Raw genomic sequence first — 17248 nt, 5'->3', positions numbered from 1 at the left:
CGTAACATTCCTGAAATGAAATTCTTACGGAACCTTACAAAACTTTGAAAAGTCGCCGTAAAAAATCTTCTTGGGTTCTTCTTCAAAAACCGCCGCGTCACCAAAGACTTCTCTGGGGATCTGGTTTACCTTGGCAGGCCAGATGACTGGCGGAGTGCCGGTATAGGCTTCGGGCCGAGATGGGGTATGGGTGGGGTTGGGATTGCAGGGGTCATGCGGCCTCCTCATTAAACGATTTATAGTGCTCTCTGATGCTATTGCGCATTGCTTGATATTACCGCGATACTGTTCGCCCTCTATCGTCACTGTATTTACCGTCTCACCAGCGCCGAGCTTTTACCGACCTGCCATTCATGAAACGCTCCATGTGCCAATACATGCAACAATAAAAAAGCGGTTATCAATATCACGATATCAATCGTGCAGGGTTATTCGCCGGTTAAAATCCATGCGTCGCGTGGATCCGGAAACATCACAGTGAGCCAGTCGTCGCGCAACGGAATGACCACTTCGGTGGTAATGCCGGGCAAATAACGGCGCGTGTCAATATAGTAAAACTCCATCAAGTCGCCAATGGTTCCGCCCTGAATAACCGGCATACCGTGTTTTTCGAGTTCAGGCAATGCCGCGGTAAATTCGGCTTTTGAACACAGCGCGGGATACGTGTGATGCATGCCTTCGCCACGTTCCTTGAGGAATTCGTCATACACACATTTATCAGTGCGTGGGGTAATCAGTTCAAAACACAATTCGCCAATGCGACCCACATGATTATCGTAAGCGTGATGCACCGGCTCGCCGTAATAGGTGGTGTCGTTCATGGTCTTGCCAGACTCCACATTGAACTCTATCCACCGCTCCATGCCGACGAGTTTGCGCAAATTTTCTTTAGCGATATGGCGATCCCGACAGACAACCCCTACATGAAACATCCGGCTCGTCCGCAAAAACTGCGGGCCGAGTTGCGCCAGATCAAACGCCAGAACTTCATCCGGTTGCAGCATGTCGCGCCAATCCGAGCGACGGGGACAGACAACTTCGAGTTGAATATTCGATAACAAGGCACGTGTGTCGAGCAGATACGAATCCATCGCATCACAAAACGATCCGCTTTGCCGTATGCCGACACCCATCTCGGAAAGCATCGGGCGTAACGCGGCAAATACGTCTGGCGTGCAGTGCGTGGCGTTGACATGATGCATCCCCTCGCCGACTGTATCGAGCATTGCCTGATAGCTGGAAGCACCATCCACCGGCTGAATCAGCTCAATCCCCAAATCTGCATTACGCCCAACCACCCGGATGTAGCGATGGGTGACCGGCTGTCCTTCGTATGTCGCATGGCTCAGGCGCTTGCCGTCAATGCGGGTGACTTCCCAGCGCGCAATACCAAAAAATCGGGCAAAGTGGCTGACGACCTGACGGTAATCGCGCACCACCACGCTGGTGTAGTGCCAGCCATCGACAGGAATGGTCGCAGACATACGGTTCTCCTTCACGTGTTCCTCTTAACGGTGGAATGAAAGGCTATTCAAATGTCACGTCTTCGCCCAGCGCGGCGATTTGCGCAAACGTAGGCGGTGCCACCACTTCCAGGAACATGCCGCCCAATTGCTCGCGGGTATCCAGATAATAAAGCTCGATCACACCGGGAATCTTGCAGTAATTGGCGATCTTGACACCTTGGCTCGTGTATTTACGTACCAGCTCCAAGGGTTCCGGGTGGGAAAGATCCCCCACGTGCTGCATGCCATCGCCATGCTGATTTACAAAGTCAGCGAAGATGGTATCCCCCGATACCGGTTGGCAGAGCTCGATGAGCGTATCGCCGAGTTTGGCAAAAGCCGAGATCCAAACAAACTCGCTCGGTTTGCCGTAATACTCAGCCTTTTCCATGATGGCTGAGGGAATTTCCATTTTTCGCCAGGTTTTCAGCCCCATCAAACTGGCAAATCCCCGCGCAGTTTTTTCCCAATCCTTGACTGCCATGGCAACGTGATTGATGGGGCCGAGCCGCACGCCTAAATCTTTCACAGTGATCTCCTTTTTAAACTTATGAGGAATGAGCGAGGTGTCTTTTGCTTCTTGCAGGTATGGTGTCATGACCTCATTGGCGACTTTCAATCCCAAAACCAGCGCGGGAGCCCCCACGTAAAAAACAGTTTGAAATAACGCCTCTATGATTTGTTTAGGACTCATGCCCCCATGCAAGGCAACCCGCATGTGATCCTTGAGCGGCCCTTCGCGGCCCAGTGCCAGATCCGTCCCCATCAGAATCAGCGCACGCTCTTTGAGCAGCAGACCTTCTCGGGCATAGAGCGCTCCCCACGTTTTGGCAAACAAATAGCCTATTTCATTGCCAAACAGCGGGTTGTCCAATAAGGACTCTATGCGTCCAGCATCTTCTGAACCGAGAACCTTGCGTAACAACGTCAGCCCTTGCTGAAAATCGCGGCTTTCTCGAGAAAATGGAAAGCCATCGCTACCTGAAGATCGGGGTTCAGTCATAGATCAATCTCATTTAAATGAGAAAGCTGAGATCAAAAATCTCGCCATCACAGTTAAGCAACTGGACTTTCTTGAAAGCCATTTTCCATTCACACGCATGCCACCGCAGATGGTGCTCACAATGCGCCGGGAAAGCTTGCAACGGGTAGAAGCGAGACTGGGTATTGCTGCGGTACTCATGAATCACCTGATTTGAAAAAACGACGACGTGATTTTCTGCCGCAGAAACCATGACATTTCCAATCATGTGCAAGGTTCGCGAAGAAGGAATCTGCGCATGGCAAGCGCCGCTTTCAAGTCGCCCCAAGCGTTCATTAAGCAGATCCATATCGTCATAAATAATGGAGATGTAGTTATCCGGGTCAACTTCCGGCGCAGCACTGGAAGGCAACCAGTACAGCGCATCGGGCATAAACAATTTTTGCCACTCCCGCCAGTGGCCCTCGTCCAGTAACCTTGCTTCGCGATACAAAAAATCCTCGGCGTCGGCACGCGTGAGTACAGGAGCTGCTTGCTCCGCATTACGCATGCGCTGCCCCTTGCATCAATCGACGATATTCGTAATAAGGTGCGCGTTGCTGCGTCTCCTGGGTGTGTCCGCCATAACGGCGCCCCTGCTCATCCTGTTGTTCCGTCTGCATGCCTCGATTTAACAGGACCCAAGGCACCATGCCAGCATGAAGCCCCTGCCCGATGCGATCAAACATTGCGTAATCATCCGGCGAACCAAAGGCTGACTGGCTATAGAAAAACTCATGCTCACGCACCCTGCGCGTGTTGATACGCTGAGGCACACCTTCTAAAGTGGTGTGATAAAGACGAACCTCTGTCTTTTCTGGCCCCATGGGGCGAATGACACGAAACTGATATTCAAGTATTGCCAGATTGGGAAACAATACGAGATTGAAGCGGCTACGCAATACTTCCATTGCCCGCTCTCGTCCATGGGCCTGACTCAACAAATCGATAAATTCAGGACCCCATCGTTTCAACACGGCTTCATCCGGCAAACGATAAATTTGCAGCACATTATTACCGTAGCGCGCATCAATTCCCTTGAGTGGTTGCGTCTGATAGTTCGATGGCATGCCCATTTTGCGAATCATGATGTCAAACGCCGTGGTATGCGTGATCGGGGCATGGTAGCCCTCGACGCTGCCTTCCACTTGGATCTTCCAGTTCGCGTGATAGAAATGTTTATTGATACCGCTGGCACCGACCCGAATCTGGCTGACAGGTGAAAAATCCATATACAGATCGATATAGTCTTTGATGCCTGATAGCTTTTCAATTAAAGAAATATCCGGTTCAGCCACCAGGGAAGAAAAAATAATTCCGCGATAACTCTCCACCCGTTTAGCCGAAACCAGTCCCAGCGACCGGTTATCCAGTTCCCCTTCGTTATACCCCCTGGGCAAACCAACAGCGAGCAGATCACCTTTCAAGCTGTATTCCCAGCCGTGGTAATAACAAGTGAATGTCTTGGTGTTGCCTTTTTCCACCGGACACACCGTTGCCCCGCGGTGCATGCAGCGATTGATGAGAACATGCACTTTATGCTCGGCGTCACGCGTTACCACTACCGGCACATCGCCGATAAATGTTGTTTTGAAATCGCCGGGATGAGGAATTTCACTCTCATGCGCCACATACACCCACGAACGGTAAAAAATTCGGTCCAGCTCTTCTTGGTACACCTCGGGATCGGTATATAAACTAGCATGCGTTCGATCGACTTTTGCCAAATCCGCATAGTGTCGTGATGGTTTCATTCACTGAACTCCTCAAAACGCTTCAACGCATTGTGGCTCACGCTAACCTTATTCGGCAGTGCGAGAAATAATTCCCAGATAGCGGCAGTAATTCTCCCAAAAGCCGATGATCGGGCCTTCGGTAATCATGTGTTCGACATTTTCAGCATGCCCACCACCCATGGCGAGAAGTGACGTCTTTTGCCCATCACGCACCACGGCCTCCTGCACGATCTCGACCGCTTCGCCGTCTTCCATCGAAATCAAACCGGCGGGCCCGATGAGGTTGGATTGCTTCATGCGGATCATCTGCATTTCCTCATCGTCATCCGCGTAGCCGAATAGTGTCCAGACAATTTCAAAAGCATCCGGCGCATAGGTCACCGACTGGCGCACCGCCAAGGTGTTGGCAATCTGTTGCAAGAGCAGATTTGGAAAAATGGCATTGATGATAAGCGTTGAGCCGTCATCAAATTCTTTTCTACCCGCAAGAATGCTTGGGTCTTGCAAGTGAAACTCGGTGTTGTAAGACCGTACATCTTTATAAACTTCTTTATCTTCGCTTTCGCTAGCCGGTACCGCTGTTGCGACAACTTTCAGAATCGAATGGCGTTTTGAAGCATCCATGTGCGATACGCCGGATTGCGTTGCACGGTAAAGGCCGAAGGTGTTGTGAAACAGATGCAGCAAACTACCGTGATAGGGGTCCCGCGTATTTTCTGCGTAGAGCTTCCAGTTGCCGTGAACATACTGACGCTGATCCCCCATAATCCGAATCGGGCGATTGAAAATCTTTTTGATTGTATCGACAACCTCTTTGCCAAGATAATCAAGTAGCGGCTCAACGGTGCTGGAAAAACTGGCAAAAATAACGCCATTCAGGGCTTCGACGCGCAACGCATCCAGCCCGAAGTTAGCCATGTCAAATTCAGGTGGCATACCGCCTTCGCCACGCACACCACGACGCATAGGCACACCGCGTAGCGCGCCAGTGAGATCAAACGACCATTGGTGATACACGCAATCAAACGATTTTGTATTGCCACGTAACTCGCGGACTAAAAGCGCCCCACGATGCGCACAGCGATTTTTGAATACACGAATTTGGCCGGTTTGGTCACGCGTCACAATGACGGGTGTGTCACCAATGGCCGTGGCCTTAAAGTCGCCCTTATTGGGTAACTCAGCTTCCAGGCCGACAAACGACCAGGTCTCGCCACGAAAAATCTTCTCTTGCTCGCGATCGTAATAAGCGCGATCGGTAAACACCTCATACGGAACGCGGAAACCCTCCCGACCGGCTGTCCAACGTTTTTCAAATTGATCCATGGGTGCGTTCATGATGTCATTCTCCTTTCAGATAGGGGCAACAAGCAGCGTGTCGACGCGATGCGTATCGACCACTACCCGCTTTTCAGCGAATTTAAGTTCGCCCTTGTGCAGTACGATGCGATCAACATACTTGCCGGCACTGAAAATTTCCGTCTGGCCGGTGCGACGGGTTTGCAAAACGACGTAGTTGCTCTGCACTTGCAAGCCATCTGCATCAACCGACTGAATCAGCACATTCGAGATGATATGCCGATACCAGCGCTGCGGGTAGATATTGGCTTCGCGCAGGGAGACGATGCGATCGACCAGCATGCCGCGACTGGTGCAAAACATCAGCGCCAGCGGCAGGCCACGTTCTACGTTTTCGCGGGGGATAATCTCGTAACGACAAGCATCCAGCGTGAAAAATTCTGGCCAGCTCTCCAAGGCGTCATCGTCGATGCACGCAGCATAGCGGCTGTGCAATCGCTCAACCCGCCATTGCACCTCCATGGCTGACCAGCCATTCCAGGTGAAATCATCCAGCAGCGGCGGTGCCTGCACCGATTTATCTGTAGTCGATGTGCTCGATAGCATCTCGGAAACTGGATTCATTTTCTTTTCTCCTCAAAACGGAAACACGATATAGCGTGGCAGCACATCGGCGTCATACACAGCGCGCCGTTCGCGGAACACGGCGCGGAATTTGTCACCATCCCCCTGGATCTCGATCAGGTCGCGGTATTCGCCACTGGTGAGTACCGTGGTGGCGCCCCCTTCGGGGGTCATCATGATCGTAAAACCGGAGGTCACGCGGTATTGGTTAGTCCCTGCGGCGTCCATGCTCAGGCGCTGAATGAAGTGACGGGTGCGATAGGGTTGATAGGTGCCGGCCCAGACTTTGGTCACGAACGAGACGCGGTCGTCTATCCGGCCGCGACAGTCGTCGTACATCAGCGCCAGCGGCAAACCACGCCGGTCGTTTTCTGCGGAGGTGCAAAAGTAACGGGTGTCGGGGGCCAAAGCGAAGGTGGCGGCCCAGGCCGCCATGTCGCCTTGGTCCAGGGCGGCGAGGTATGCGGTGTGGAGCGCGTCAATGGCGCTGTTGTGTGCCGCGGTGATTGCTTGACTCATTGCTCGCCCTCCCGTTTGAAGCCCATGACTTTTCGGTAGTGTTCCCAGCGCGGCAGGTTGCCGGTCTCATCGTTTTGCTTGACGTCCGTGGGAATCTCTGTAAGGCTAGTGACACCTTTTTGGAACTCGGCAAAGCCGGGGGTTTGATTGCCGATGTGTATTCGCTGAAAGATAGCGGCGTCTTCCATGCTCACCATGCCACAGGCGCCCAGCAGGTTGGATGACTGGCGGATGCGATGCTGCACCAATTCTTCACTGTCGTCCTCATGCGCAAAGTAGGCGTAGTGCACTTCGGTGACCTCATGGCTGCGTGCAATGGCAAAGCGCAGATTAATCACATCCATGTGCTTGGTCATCACTGTCATCGGAAATAACTGGGTGATGACTGAACCTCGTTCGGGGTTACTGCCTTTGAATTCGATCAGCGAAGGATCTTTAAGAAAACCATTACCTGTCGCTGGCTTTAATTCGGCTTCAAAGAGCACATGCCCGTTCGGCGTCATGCGCTGAAAGCCTTTGCCCCCTTGCCAGTTCAGCAAGCGAAATCCGGTGTGCAACAACGGCGCATGATAGCCGTCGTTATCGTTATAGCCTTTCCAGTTCGAGGCGTAGCGCACTTTTTGGTAGCCCAGCAGCTTGAGGCGACCATCACCGCCCAATAGTGCGTTCAGCGTTGGCAGCGCGGATTCGCCCAGCCACTCTTTCAGCGGTGGCGTGTTCTTGCCCATGGTGACCAGGATCAAGCCGAGATACTGATCGGTTTTAACCTCGACCAGGCCAAAGTGCTCCTGCTTGAAGTCCGGCGCGAATTCTTTCGACCCCGGGCAGGCGGCCAGCGTGCCGTCCAGCGAAAACAGCCAGCGGTGATAGGGACATTCGAATTCCTTGCGGTTACCGCTGACAGAGGTTTCCAGCTGGTTGCCACGATGCGTGCAGCTGTTGAAAAACACCCGCACCTGGTTATCCTTGCCGCGCGCAATCAGCAGGGGGACCCGGCCCAGATCAAAGGTCTTGAAATCGCCCACATTGGGAATTTCTGCCGCATGGCCGACAGCGTGCCACGTGTCGCCGTAAAAAATCTTCTTGAGTTCTTCTTCAAACAGCGCTTCATCGCCAAAAACTTCCTTGGGAATCTGGTTGACCTTGGCCGGCCATACCCTGGGTGCGTCACCGGTATAGGTGCCTGTGTAGACGTGTGTTGAGTGCGTTGACATGACTGTCTCCTCCTGATTTAAAAAAATGTGTTCATGTTGCTGTCTAATACCACGGCATTGTCGAGCCGGATTTCACGCAAGGCGAGTCGCCAGCCTTGGGTGGTTTCACGCCACACATCACGACGACCGGCCACAAAATGTTTTTCTTCACCGTCAATCCGGCTGCGATGAATGCTCACTACCGAATACACCTCTGCCTCGTTGGCTTCCGCGCCTTGCCAGATTTCGACATTGCTGATGCTGCGACGCACTTTGTTGCGCGGGTCTTCCGCCCACACCAGCCCGGACTGCAGGCGCTCGACGCGCATGGCCAAGCGGGCTTTCGTGTCATCAAAAATATAGCCGCCACCAAAGGCCAGTGGTGCACTACGGTCTTTGCGGAAACGTCGCTCAGTGACGGGCATGCGGTAACGGATATCTTCTTCGAGCAAGGCGAGCCAGTCGTTAAAACGCTCGTCATCCAGCAACCGCGCTTCGTAAAACAGGTGTTGCTGGACTGCCAGGTGTTTATCCACGGCCAGCATGACAGGCACCTCAAGCGGCTTGGACAGGGCGCTGTTCATGTTCAGCCTCCAGGGGATTAATGTTGTATTGCGGCACTTCAGACCAATCCTTGGCCTGCATGTGTTCTTGCCAGCGGCGGTAAAAATAGCGCTGGTTATGTTCGCTGACAATGCCCGAGGCAATATCACCCGGCAGGCCAACGCGCTGGCCTGAGCGGCCCAATGCCATATTGGTATACACCGGCATTTGCCGCGTACGCCAGCCACGGGATTGCACGGTGCACGAGGCCAGGTTGTCGCCATCGTCGTTGTCAAACAGGCCCGCCGGGCCAAAGGTCAGCAGGACGTTATCCAGAATCTGCTGCTTTAATTCGTCCGGCATGGCTTTTTCGACAATCGCCCAGGTCCACATTTCAATTTGGCCAGGGCCTTTGGGGTGATACACGCGGAACCAGTTGAGACCGGGCAAAAACTGCAGGCTGGGGAACACAGTGAAGTTGATTTGTGACCCCCAGAGCTTTTCGCCACGAAACTTGCCCAGGCGGGCCACGGCTTTGGCACGATTTTCTTCGAGATACTTCAATGCCAGTGTCGGGTCAGGGTAAAAGGCATAGCCCGAGCGACCATCAAGCGCCGCCAGAACCGAGTTACCGTTGAGTCCCGCAACCGACATGCCGCCCTCAAGATCCACACTTGAATTGCCTACGGTAAAGCCGGAGAGGTCCCCGCTTTGCACCGCTTTCATGGCGCCCGCATGCGACCAGCCTAAATGGTAGCCATCACCGCACACATTTTCGACCGGCAGTTTCCAGTTGGTATGCAGCACGACTTTTTGCGTCGCACCGATTAACTCGGTGCCACCTGGCATGGCGTCCAGAACGGCATCCAGATACCAGCGCGAATCCCCTAGATATTCTTCCAATGAGGGCGCATCTTTATCAAAGCAGCCAAAGATCAGCCCGCGATAGGAGGCGACGTTGTCAACCGGCACCAGATGAAACTGGTCTTTGTCGATTTCGTTGAAATACACTTCGCGCTCTAAGGGCACGGTGGCCAGGCTGCCGTCAATACCAAAAGCCCAACCGTGGTAGTTACAGGCAAAGGCGCGGGCATTACCGCGATCGGCACGAATAAGCCGGTTGCCACGGTGCGTACAGCTGTTGATGAATGCCTTGATCGATTTATCCTCCTGGCGGATCACCAGAACGTCATCTTCGCCCATGTAGGTGCGAAAAAAATCACCGGGGTTCGGAATCTGCGATTCGTGCGCCAAAAACAGCCAGCAACGACCAAAGACCCGCTCCAACTCTTGCTCATATATCGCTTGATCAGAATAAATCAGCCGCCGCTGCGCGCCTGTCTTCAGGTCAACCAAGCCTTCAAGCTTATTCATGCCAACTCCTTTTATTTATCAAACTTATTGCTTATTGCGCGAGTTTATCTACCTACGGAATGAACCCCAGCTTGTCAAAAATCCGCTTGCCGCGACGGCCGGTATGAATAATTTCACCCGTGATATGCGCCGCATCCTCTGACGCTAAAAAGGCGATCACCCCCGCTTGTTGTTCGGCGGTAGACCACGGGGTGAGCAGTTCTTCATCCTTTAACAACATCATGAACTGCTCCTGCCACTGCTGATCCTGCGCAGTGACAGGTTTCACGTTACGTTGTGTCTTTCGCTCCGGCGCTGACGTGCCGCCGGGCGCAATGCAATTCACCCGAATGCCGAAGCCTGCAACCTCTACAGCCAGGGCTGTCGTCAGCCCTTCCACGGCCCCTTTGGATGCCGAATAAGGAATTCGGTATTCGCCTTCGACCGCGTTCGAGCTGACATTGACAATCGCGCCACCCGTTTCACGCATGACAGGAATAACGGCGCGTGCGCACCACATCGTGGGCCAGAATGAACGATCAACTTCCGTGCGAATTTCATCCTCGGTGTAATGCCAGAAGGGCTTCATCCAGATCGTTCCGCCGACGTTATTGACCAGGATATGAATCGCCCCAAAAGCCTGTTTCGCTTGTTGCATTGCTGCCTCAGCCTGGGCATACACACTCAGATCGCCCACAGCGGCGATCGCCTCAATGCCTTCAGCCTTGAGCGCTGCTACGGCTTCCGCTGCGGGCCCCGCTGAAAAGTCGGCGATGACGATACGGCATCCCTCCCGCCCCATGCGCTGCGCCGCAGCAAAACCGATACCCTGCGCCGCTCCGGTAATAACCGCTACCTTGCTGGCAAAACGGCCTGCATTTTCATTACTGATGGTCACGTGCTCTCCTTGTGTTATTGATTTTATTTTGTTATTGATTTTATTTAGCACCCCATTTAGTCGTATCCCAAGCCGCGGCTATTTTCAGCCTGCGACCCAAAAAACTAACGAGGTGGATTTTTCTGTACTCTATTCCCTTCTTGCCTGATGGTCAATAATCGTCGGACTTAAATCGCCAAAAGTTCACACTTCGTTTCACACTTCGCAGGTAACTTCGCGGGTAAAAACATACATACCATGCCTCCCTCAGAGCCAAACTTCGCCATATTGCAAGCCTTTGCCACCAGCCTTGGGATTGGTTTGCTGATCGGCCTCGAACGGGAACGCCAACCAGACATCAAAGCCGGTGTGCGCACCTTTGCCCTGGTTTGCCTGCTGGGGTGTCTGGCCGCGTTGCTGGCGCAGACTACCGGCAACAGCTGGATCCTTGCGGCCGGGTTCATCAGCGTAGCGGCCATGATGATTACGGCGCTAGCCACTGACCCACTGGACAACGGCGACCCAGGCACCACATCAGTGGTGGCACTGCTGGTGTGCTACGCATTAGGTGCCATTGTCTGGTACGGCCATGCGTCCCTCGCTGTCATGCTGGGCATCACCACGACAACACTGCTGTATTTCAAGCACCAATTGCATGACATAACCCAGCGCCTGACGCATACGGATATTTTGTCCGTGTTGCAGTTTGGCGTGTTGTCACTGGTAATTTTGCCCATTCTGCCCAACCAGGATTTTGGCCCTTATCTCGCCCTCAATCCACACCATATCTGGTGGATGGTCGTCCTCATTTCTGGCGTTTCACTGGCGGGATATACCGCGTTGCGTCTGGTCGGCACGCGTCACGGTGCCATGCTGCTGGGTATTTTTGGCGGGTTGGTTTCATCCACCGCCACGACGATGATTTTTTCTCGTCACGCACGCCAAAGGGCAGCGCTGGTGCCCGTTGCCGGAGTAATTGTGCTGCTTGCCACGCTCGTGGTGATGGTGCGCATTGGCCTTGTTGCCTTCCTCATCGCGCCCACCCTCATCGCTTCCCTCGCTCCCGTACTGGGTAGCGGCCTGTTGCTGGGGGTGTTAGCCGTGTTGTGGGCGCGGCAACAACAGCATCGCGAAAGCAACGAAGCGCTGCCTATGCCGGAAATCAGCAACCCGACTGAAATCAAAACGGCGCTGACTTTTGGCGCGCTCTATGCGCTGATCCTTGTGCTGTCTGCCTGGTTGAAGGATATTGCCGGTAGCCAGGGCCTGTACCTGCTGGCCCTGATTTCCGGGCTAACCGATGTGGATGCCATCACGCTCTCGGCACTGCGCCTGTTTGGTGCGGCACAACTCAGTACAGATCAGGCAGTGACCACAATCACGTTGGCCATGCTATCCAACCTGGCATTTAAAAGTGGTCTCATCGTAGTGCTGGGAGGACGCGCACTGGCTCGTCGCACCTTGTTCGGCATGCTGGCTGTTGCCATCGGATTGATCATCGGCCTGCTATGCCTTGTTTATTAATCGCCACCACCACGTTAAAAACTTCACGCCGCACACCGCCACCTTTTCAGCACAACTCCGTATTAACGCAGCACTCACAACTGCTGACGGGCGGTGCGTATAATTCTGCGCCTTCCCGTTGTCTGATGGTCTTCGCCTTGAATTCTCTGCTGTCACTACCCGCGCAACCCAAGCCGGGCCAACGCCTCGATTTGCCGTCATTTTCCGCATCCATCGATGCCCTCGCCATGGCGCAGCTTGCCCGCCCGGGGCATCTGCTGACGATTATCACGGCAAGCCCGTTGGAAGCGCAGCGGCTGGTTGAAGAAATTGCGTGGTTTGCACCCCATCTGCGTGTCCATCTTTTACCGGATTGGGAAACCCTGCCGTATGACCATTTTTCGCCGCACCAGGATCTGGTCTCAGAACGCCTGGCCACGTTGCACGCCGTCGCATGCAGCGAATGCGATGTCCTCATTACTGCCGCATCCACCGCAATCTCCCGACTGGCACCGCCGTCATTTTTAGCCGGACATACTTTTTTCATGAAAAAAGGCGAGCGCCTGGATATCGACAAACTACGCGCCCAGCTCACTCTGGCCGGCTACCAACACGTCACGCAAGTGGTTGCAGCCGGTGAATACAGCGTGCGTGGCGGATTGATCGATCTCTTCCCGATGGGCACACCGTTGCCTTATCGCATCGAATTGTTCGATGATGAAATCGATACCTTGCGCAGCTTTGACGTTGACTCACAGCGCACCTTGTATCCCGTCCCTGAAATTCGCCTGCTGCCCGCGCGGGAATTTCCCGCAGGGGATGTTGGCCGCACCATCTTTCGCCAGCGCTTCCGCGAAACCTTTGAAGGAGATGCTTCGCGCATCAGCCTGTATAAAGATGTCTCAAATGGCATTTTGCCAGCGGGCATTGAATACTACCTGCCGCTGTTTTTTGATACCACCGCCACCCTGTTCGACTATCTGCCCGCCGAGGCGCTGCTGATTTTGCATGGCGATGTGGCCGGTGCTATTGCCGAATTCTGGACCGATACTGCCGGACGCTACAAAATGCTGGGTGGCGACCGCAGCCGCCCGGTGTTGCCCCCGCAACAGCTATTTTTACGCGACGAAGAATTTTTTACTGCCGCCAACGCCTGGTCACAATGGACGCTAAAAATTCCCGCAGGCAACGCAAAGGTAGTGCAGAGCAAGCACCGCGCTGGCGCTGGTGACACGGTGCAAAGCGCAAACCATGCGCTGCCGCTACTCGCCGTTGAACGTAAAGCGGATGACCCAATCGCTCACCTGCGCCGCTTTCTCACCAATCAACCGCGCCGTGTGCTGCTGCTGACCGAGTCACCCGGCCGTCGTGAAACGCTGCACGACTATCTTGGCATGCACCAACTTAACCCTACCGCCTGCGCTGATTTCGCCGAGTTTTTAGCCAGCGAAAACCCGCTGATGCTGGGCGTTGGTCCGCTCTCGGGTGGCTTCTTGCTTGATGAGTTTGCCCTCATCACTGAAAACGAACTCTATGCCGCCACCGCACGGCCACGCAGTCGCCGCAGCGAAGCGCGGCGTGCCAATCTCGAAGGCTGGCTGCGCGACCTCTCCGAGCTCAAGGTGGGCGACCCGGTGGTGCATGAGCAGCATGGCATCGGCCGCTATCTTGGCCTTGTCCATATGGATTTTGGCGAAGGCAATACGGAATTCCTGCATCTTGAATATGCCGATAGTGCCAAGCTGTACGTACCCGTTGCCCAATTGCATGTCATTACTCGCTACAGCGGCGCTGATCCGGAATCCATTCATCTGCACACCCTAGGCTCCGGCCAGTGGGAAAAAGCTAAAAAGAAAGCCGCCGAACAAGTGCATGACACCGCAGTTGAACTGCTCCATCTGTATGCCCAGCGTGCCACGCGCGAAGGGCATCGTTTCACCTGCAATATGCACGATCTGGAAGCCTTCGCCGATGGCTTCGGGTTTGAAGAAACACCCGATCAGCTAACTGCTATTCAGGCGGTGATCGCCGATATGACATCAGGAAAACCAATGGATCGGCTAGTCTGTGGAGATGTCGGCTTTGGCAAAACAGAAGTCGCCATGCGCGCAGCCTTCATCGCTGTGGCCGACGGCAAGCAGGTGGCCGTGCTTTGCCCGACCACGCTGCTTGCCGAACAACATTATCAAAATTTCGCGGACCGCTTTGCCAGCCTGGCTGTCAAGGTCGCCGAAATCTCCCGCTTCAAGAATGCCAAAGAGCAAGCCGAGGCAATTGAACTGGTGGCACAAGGAAAGATTGATATTCTGATTGGCACGCATCGCCTGCTGCAAAAAGATGTCGCTTTCGCTCGCCTCGGCCTCATCATCATCGATGAAGAACACCGCTTTGGCGTGCGCCAAAAAGAATCGCTCAAGGCGCTCCGTGCACAAGTGGATGTACTCACCCTGACCGCCACGCCCATTCCGCGCACGCTCGGCTTATCGCTCGATGGCCTGCGCGACTTTTCAGTGATCGCCACCCCACCGCAAAAACGCCTGGCGATTAAAACTTTTGTCAGCAAATGGTCCACCGGCCAGATACGCGAGGCCTGCTTACGGGAATTCAAACGCGGCGGCCAGGTGTATTTTTTGCACAACGAAGTAGATACCATTGAAAACATGCGCGACCGTTTGCAAACCCTTCTGCCCGAAGCGCGTATCATCATTGGCCATGGCCAGTTGCCCGAGAGAGAACTCGAGCGCGTGATGCGTGAATTCACGCAGCAAAAACACAACCTGCTGCTGTGCTCGACCATCATTGAAACCGGCATCGACAACCCGCATGCCAACACCATCATCATCAATCGCGCAGATAAATTTGGCCTGGCGCAACTGCACCAATTACGCGGGCGTGTGGGCCGCTCGCACCATCAGGCTTACGCGTATCTGCTCACGCACGAAGATGCCAAGCCCAGCCCGCAGGCACAACGCCGGCTGGATGCCATTTGCGCCATGGAAGAACTTGGCTCAGGCTTTTTTCTCGCCATGCATGATCTGGAAATTCGCGGCGCGGGCGAAGTGCTGGGCGAAAACCAAAGCGGCGAGATTCACGAAATTGGTTTTGCGATGTACACCAACATGCTCAATGCCGCCGTCACCGCATTAAAAGCGGGCAAAGATGTTCCTGATCTTACCTTGCCGCTAGCACTCACCGCTGAAATCAATTTGCACACGCCCGCCCTCCTCACCCAGGATTATTGCCCGGACGTGCATGAACGATTAATGCTTTATAAGCGTCTGGCCAACTGCGAAAACGACGATGAGTTGCGCTTGTTGCAAGAGGAGCTCATCGACCGTTATGGTGCCTTGCCTCACCAATCACTCGCGCTGCTGGAGACCCATCGCATTCGACTGGCTGCGCGCGCACTGGGGATCAAGAAAGTGGATGCCGGCCCTGCCGCGATACAATTGCAATTCGTTCCCAACCCGCCGATTGACCCGGCAAAAATCATTCAGCTGATTCAAAAAGAACGCACCATCAAACTCGCGGGCCAGGACAAACTCTCCTGGCAAAAAAGCACCGCCACACTGCAAGAACGTGTCTCCGCCTTACGCGAATTATTTGCCAAGCTGACTCACTAAACCCCTCAAACCCTGAGCCTTTAGACCATGCCCTTCACCCCCTCTTTGATCAACCCGCATCTAATAGCCCCATTGCGCGGCCTGCGGCCTGCCCCCGGTCGTGCAGCTGAAATTGCTGCCCCGCCCTACGACGTCCTCTCAAGTGATGAAGCGCGACTGCGTGCCGCAGGCAAACCGTGGTCCTTCCTGCATATTTCCAAACCCGAGATTGATCTACCCGCAGACACCGATCCTTATTCGCCTGCGGTGTATGCCATGGCCGCCAGCAACCTGGCCAAGATGTTTAGCGCTGGCGTGCTGCTGCGTGACGATGCGCCCTGTTATTACATCTACCGCTTGACCATGGGCACGCATTGCCAAACCGGGCTGGTCGTCGGTGCAAGCGTGGCGGACTACAACAGCAACCGCATTCGCAAGCATGAGTTCACTCGGCCGGATAAAGAAGATGATCGCGTACGCCAGATTGAAGCCTTGAATGCACAAACCGGCCCCGTGCTGCTGGCCTATCCGTCATCAATTACAGCGGATGAGTTGATTGCCAATGCCGCCAAAGGCACGCCGGAGTCGGATGTCACGGCCGAGGATGGCATCCGCCATGAAATCTGGGTGGTGCGTGACACCGCAAGCATCGACGCACTCACGCGCACGTTTGATGCGATGGATGCGCTCTACATCGCCGATGGGCACCACCGCTCTGCGGCCGCCTCACGCGTTGCTGCCGCGCGTCGGCAGGAGGGCTTTACGCTCGCCTCGGACTACTTTCTGGCGGTCATCTTCCCGCATCACCAGATGAAAATTCTGGATTACAACCGCGTGGTTAAAGATTTAAATGGCCTCGAAAAGTCGGCGCTGGTGGCACGGTGCCAAACCGCCTTTACCGTTGAAAAATCGCCGACGCGCGTCACCCCCGCGCGCGTTGGCGAGTTCGGCATGTATCTTGGTGGAGAATCACACGGCGTATGGTATCGGCTCACGATCAAAGCAGACTTCATTCCCAACGACCCGGTCGCCCGTCTGGATGTTTCATTACTATCGGACCATCTGCTCGGCCCCTTACTCGGCATCACCGACCTGCGCCGCGATAAACGCATCGACTTTGTCGGCGGCATTCGCGGACTCGCTGAGCTGGAAAAGCGGGTTGATTCCGGTGAAATGGCCGCCGCTTTCGCCCTGTTTCCAACCAGCATGCAGCAGTTAATGAGCGTGGCCGACAGCAACCAGATCATGCCTCCCAAATCCACCTGGTTCGAGCCCAAGCTCGCTGATGGGCTGGTTTCACATGTGCTGGACTAAGTACAGACGGGATACCTCTTAGCGAAGTATTATCGTAACGAGTGCGAAACGATGGAGCATACGCATTATGCAAAAATTACATCAAGGACCCTCCGCTTCTTATACACCAATTCGTTAGACCGCTCGTCTGGGAGAAAACAGGCAATGGTTCTAACTGTT

At 54.3% G+C, this 17248-nt stretch carries 14 protein-coding genes; 3 read left to right on the top strand and 11 right to left on the bottom strand.

From position 1 onward, the window contains the following. Positions 1-428: 428 nt before the first annotated feature. The 11 genes from PG1C_RS04700 to PG1C_RS04650 are packed head-to-tail and all read right to left on the bottom strand — an operon-like array spanning position 429 to position 10691. Positions 429-1484 (bottom strand): VOC family protein, encoded by a 1056-nt coding sequence (locus PG1C_RS04700; protein WP_202636244.1) that lies wholly within the window; start codon positions 1482-1484, stop codon positions 429-431. 43 nt (positions 1485-1527) lie between these two features. Then, positions 1528-2508, bottom strand: a complete 981-nt coding sequence (locus tag PG1C_RS04695; RefSeq protein ID WP_202636243.1) for a carboxymuconolactone decarboxylase family protein — start codon at positions 2506-2508, stop codon at positions 1528-1530. 13 nt (positions 2509-2521) lie between these two features. Next, complete coding sequence (locus PG1C_RS04690; protein ID WP_202636242.1) at positions 2522-3037, bottom strand: aromatic-ring-hydroxylating dioxygenase subunit beta; 516 nt, start codon at positions 3035-3037, stop codon at positions 2522-2524. Further along, complete coding sequence (locus PG1C_RS04685) at positions 3030-4280, bottom strand: aromatic ring-hydroxylating oxygenase subunit alpha (RefSeq protein ID WP_202636241.1); 1251 nt, start codon at positions 4278-4280, stop codon at positions 3030-3032. Before PG1C_RS04685 ends, PG1C_RS04690 begins: the two co-directional genes overlap by 8 nt. Before the next feature lie 48 nt (positions 4281-4328). Next, positions 4329-5600: an aromatic ring-hydroxylating dioxygenase subunit alpha gene (locus PG1C_RS04680; RefSeq protein ID WP_202636240.1), complete on the bottom strand. Its 1272-nt coding sequence runs from the start codon at positions 5598-5600 to the stop codon at positions 4329-4331. A gap of 15 nt (positions 5601-5615) precedes the next feature. Next, the gene (locus tag PG1C_RS04675) at positions 5616-6185 is read right to left on the bottom strand and encodes an aromatic-ring-hydroxylating dioxygenase subunit beta (RefSeq protein ID WP_202636239.1); all 570 of its coding nucleotides are present in this window, start codon (positions 6183-6185) and stop codon (positions 5616-5618) included. 12 nt (positions 6186-6197) lie between these two features. Continuing rightward, the gene (locus PG1C_RS04670; RefSeq protein WP_202636238.1) at positions 6198-6704 is read right to left on the bottom strand and encodes an aromatic-ring-hydroxylating dioxygenase subunit beta; all 507 of its coding nucleotides are present in this window, start codon (positions 6702-6704) and stop codon (positions 6198-6200) included. After that, positions 6701-7918 carry an aromatic ring-hydroxylating oxygenase subunit alpha gene (locus PG1C_RS04665; protein WP_202636237.1) on the bottom strand — a complete coding sequence of 406 codons (1218 nt, stop codon included), beginning with the start codon at positions 7916-7918 and terminating at the stop codon, positions 6701-6703. The genes PG1C_RS04670 and PG1C_RS04665 overlap by 4 nt, the downstream gene beginning before the upstream one ends. Positions 7919-7935: 17 nt before the next feature. Further along, positions 7936-8481 (bottom strand): aromatic-ring-hydroxylating dioxygenase subunit beta, encoded by a 546-nt coding sequence (locus PG1C_RS04660; protein WP_202636236.1) that lies wholly within the window; start codon positions 8479-8481, stop codon positions 7936-7938. Then, complete coding sequence (locus tag PG1C_RS04655; protein WP_202636235.1) at positions 8453-9814, bottom strand: aromatic ring-hydroxylating dioxygenase subunit alpha; 1362 nt, start codon at positions 9812-9814, stop codon at positions 8453-8455. Before PG1C_RS04655 ends, PG1C_RS04660 begins: the two co-directional genes overlap by 29 nt. A 52-nt stretch (positions 9815-9866) precedes the next feature. Continuing rightward, positions 9867-10691 carry an SDR family NAD(P)-dependent oxidoreductase gene (locus PG1C_RS04650; RefSeq protein ID WP_202636234.1) on the bottom strand — a complete coding sequence of 275 codons (825 nt, stop codon included), beginning with the start codon at positions 10689-10691 and terminating at the stop codon, positions 9867-9869. 237 nt (positions 10692-10928) lie between these two features. On the opposite strand from PG1C_RS04650, the gene PG1C_RS04645 reads away from it, so the two are divergent. The 3 genes from PG1C_RS04645 to PG1C_RS04635 all read left to right on the top strand — a co-directional run bounded on the left by PG1C_RS04645 (position 10929) and on the right by PG1C_RS04635 (position 17089). Next, complete coding sequence (locus PG1C_RS04645; protein WP_202636233.1) at positions 10929-12194, top strand: MgtC/SapB family protein; 1266 nt, start codon at positions 10929-10931, stop codon at positions 12192-12194. Between the two features lie 125 nt (positions 12195-12319). Beyond that, positions 12320-15796 (top strand): transcription-repair coupling factor, encoded by a 3477-nt coding sequence (gene mfd, locus PG1C_RS04640; protein ID WP_202636926.1) that lies wholly within the window; start codon positions 12320-12322, stop codon positions 15794-15796. 27 nt (positions 15797-15823) lie between these two features. Next, on the top strand, positions 15824-17089 hold the full coding sequence (locus PG1C_RS04635; RefSeq protein WP_202636232.1) for a DUF1015 domain-containing protein: 1266 nt from the start codon (positions 15824-15826) through the stop codon (positions 17087-17089). The last annotated feature ends 159 nt before the right edge of the window (positions 17090-17248 follow it).

It is taken from the genome of Rugosibacter aromaticivorans, from assembly GCF_000934545.1.
Lineage (GTDB): Bacteria > Pseudomonadota > Gammaproteobacteria > Burkholderiales > Rhodocyclaceae > Rugosibacter > Rugosibacter aromaticivorans.
This window is presented reverse-complemented; position numbering and strand designations above follow the sequence as displayed.

Excerpts from the sequence above, each read along its gene's own strand:
- PG1C_RS04655 (WP_202636235.1), bottom strand. The coding sequence starts at position 9,814 with ATGAATAAGCTTGAAGGCTTGGTTGACCTGAAGACAGGCGCGCAGCGG.
- PG1C_RS04675 (WP_202636239.1), bottom strand. The coding sequence starts at position 6,185 with ATGAATCCAGTTTCCGAGATGCTATCGAGCACATCGACTACAGATAAA.
- PG1C_RS04685 (WP_202636241.1), bottom strand. The coding sequence starts at position 4,280 with ATGAAACCATCACGACACTATGCGGATTTGGCAAAAGTCGATCGAACG.
- PG1C_RS04660 (WP_202636236.1), bottom strand. The coding sequence starts at position 8,481 with ATGAACAGCGCCCTGTCCAAGCCGCTTGAGGTGCCTGTCATGCTGGCC.
- mfd (WP_202636926.1), top strand. The coding sequence starts at position 12,320 with ATGGTCTTCGCCTTGAATTCTCTGCTGTCACTACCCGCGCAACCCAAG.
- PG1C_RS04690 (WP_202636242.1), bottom strand. The coding sequence starts at position 3,037 with ATGCGTAATGCGGAGCAAGCAGCTCCTGTACTCACGCGTGCCGACGCC.
- PG1C_RS04665 (WP_202636237.1), bottom strand. The coding sequence starts at position 7,918 with ATGTCAACGCACTCAACACACGTCTACACAGGCACCTATACCGGTGAC.
- PG1C_RS04635 (WP_202636232.1), top strand. The coding sequence starts at position 15,824 with ATGCCCTTCACCCCCTCTTTGATCAACCCGCATCTAATAGCCCCATTG.
- PG1C_RS04645 (WP_202636233.1), top strand. The coding sequence starts at position 10,929 with ATGCCTCCCTCAGAGCCAAACTTCGCCATATTGCAAGCCTTTGCCACC.
- PG1C_RS04700 (WP_202636244.1), bottom strand. The coding sequence starts at position 1,484 with ATGTCTGCGACCATTCCTGTCGATGGCTGGCACTACACCAGCGTGGTG.
- PG1C_RS04695 (WP_202636243.1), bottom strand. The coding sequence starts at position 2,508 with ATGACTGAACCCCGATCTTCAGGTAGCGATGGCTTTCCATTTTCTCGA.
- PG1C_RS04670 (WP_202636238.1), bottom strand. The coding sequence starts at position 6,704 with ATGAGTCAAGCAATCACCGCGGCACACAACAGCGCCATTGACGCGCTC.
- PG1C_RS04680 (WP_202636240.1), bottom strand. The coding sequence starts at position 5,600 with ATGAACGCACCCATGGATCAATTTGAAAAACGTTGGACAGCCGGTCGG.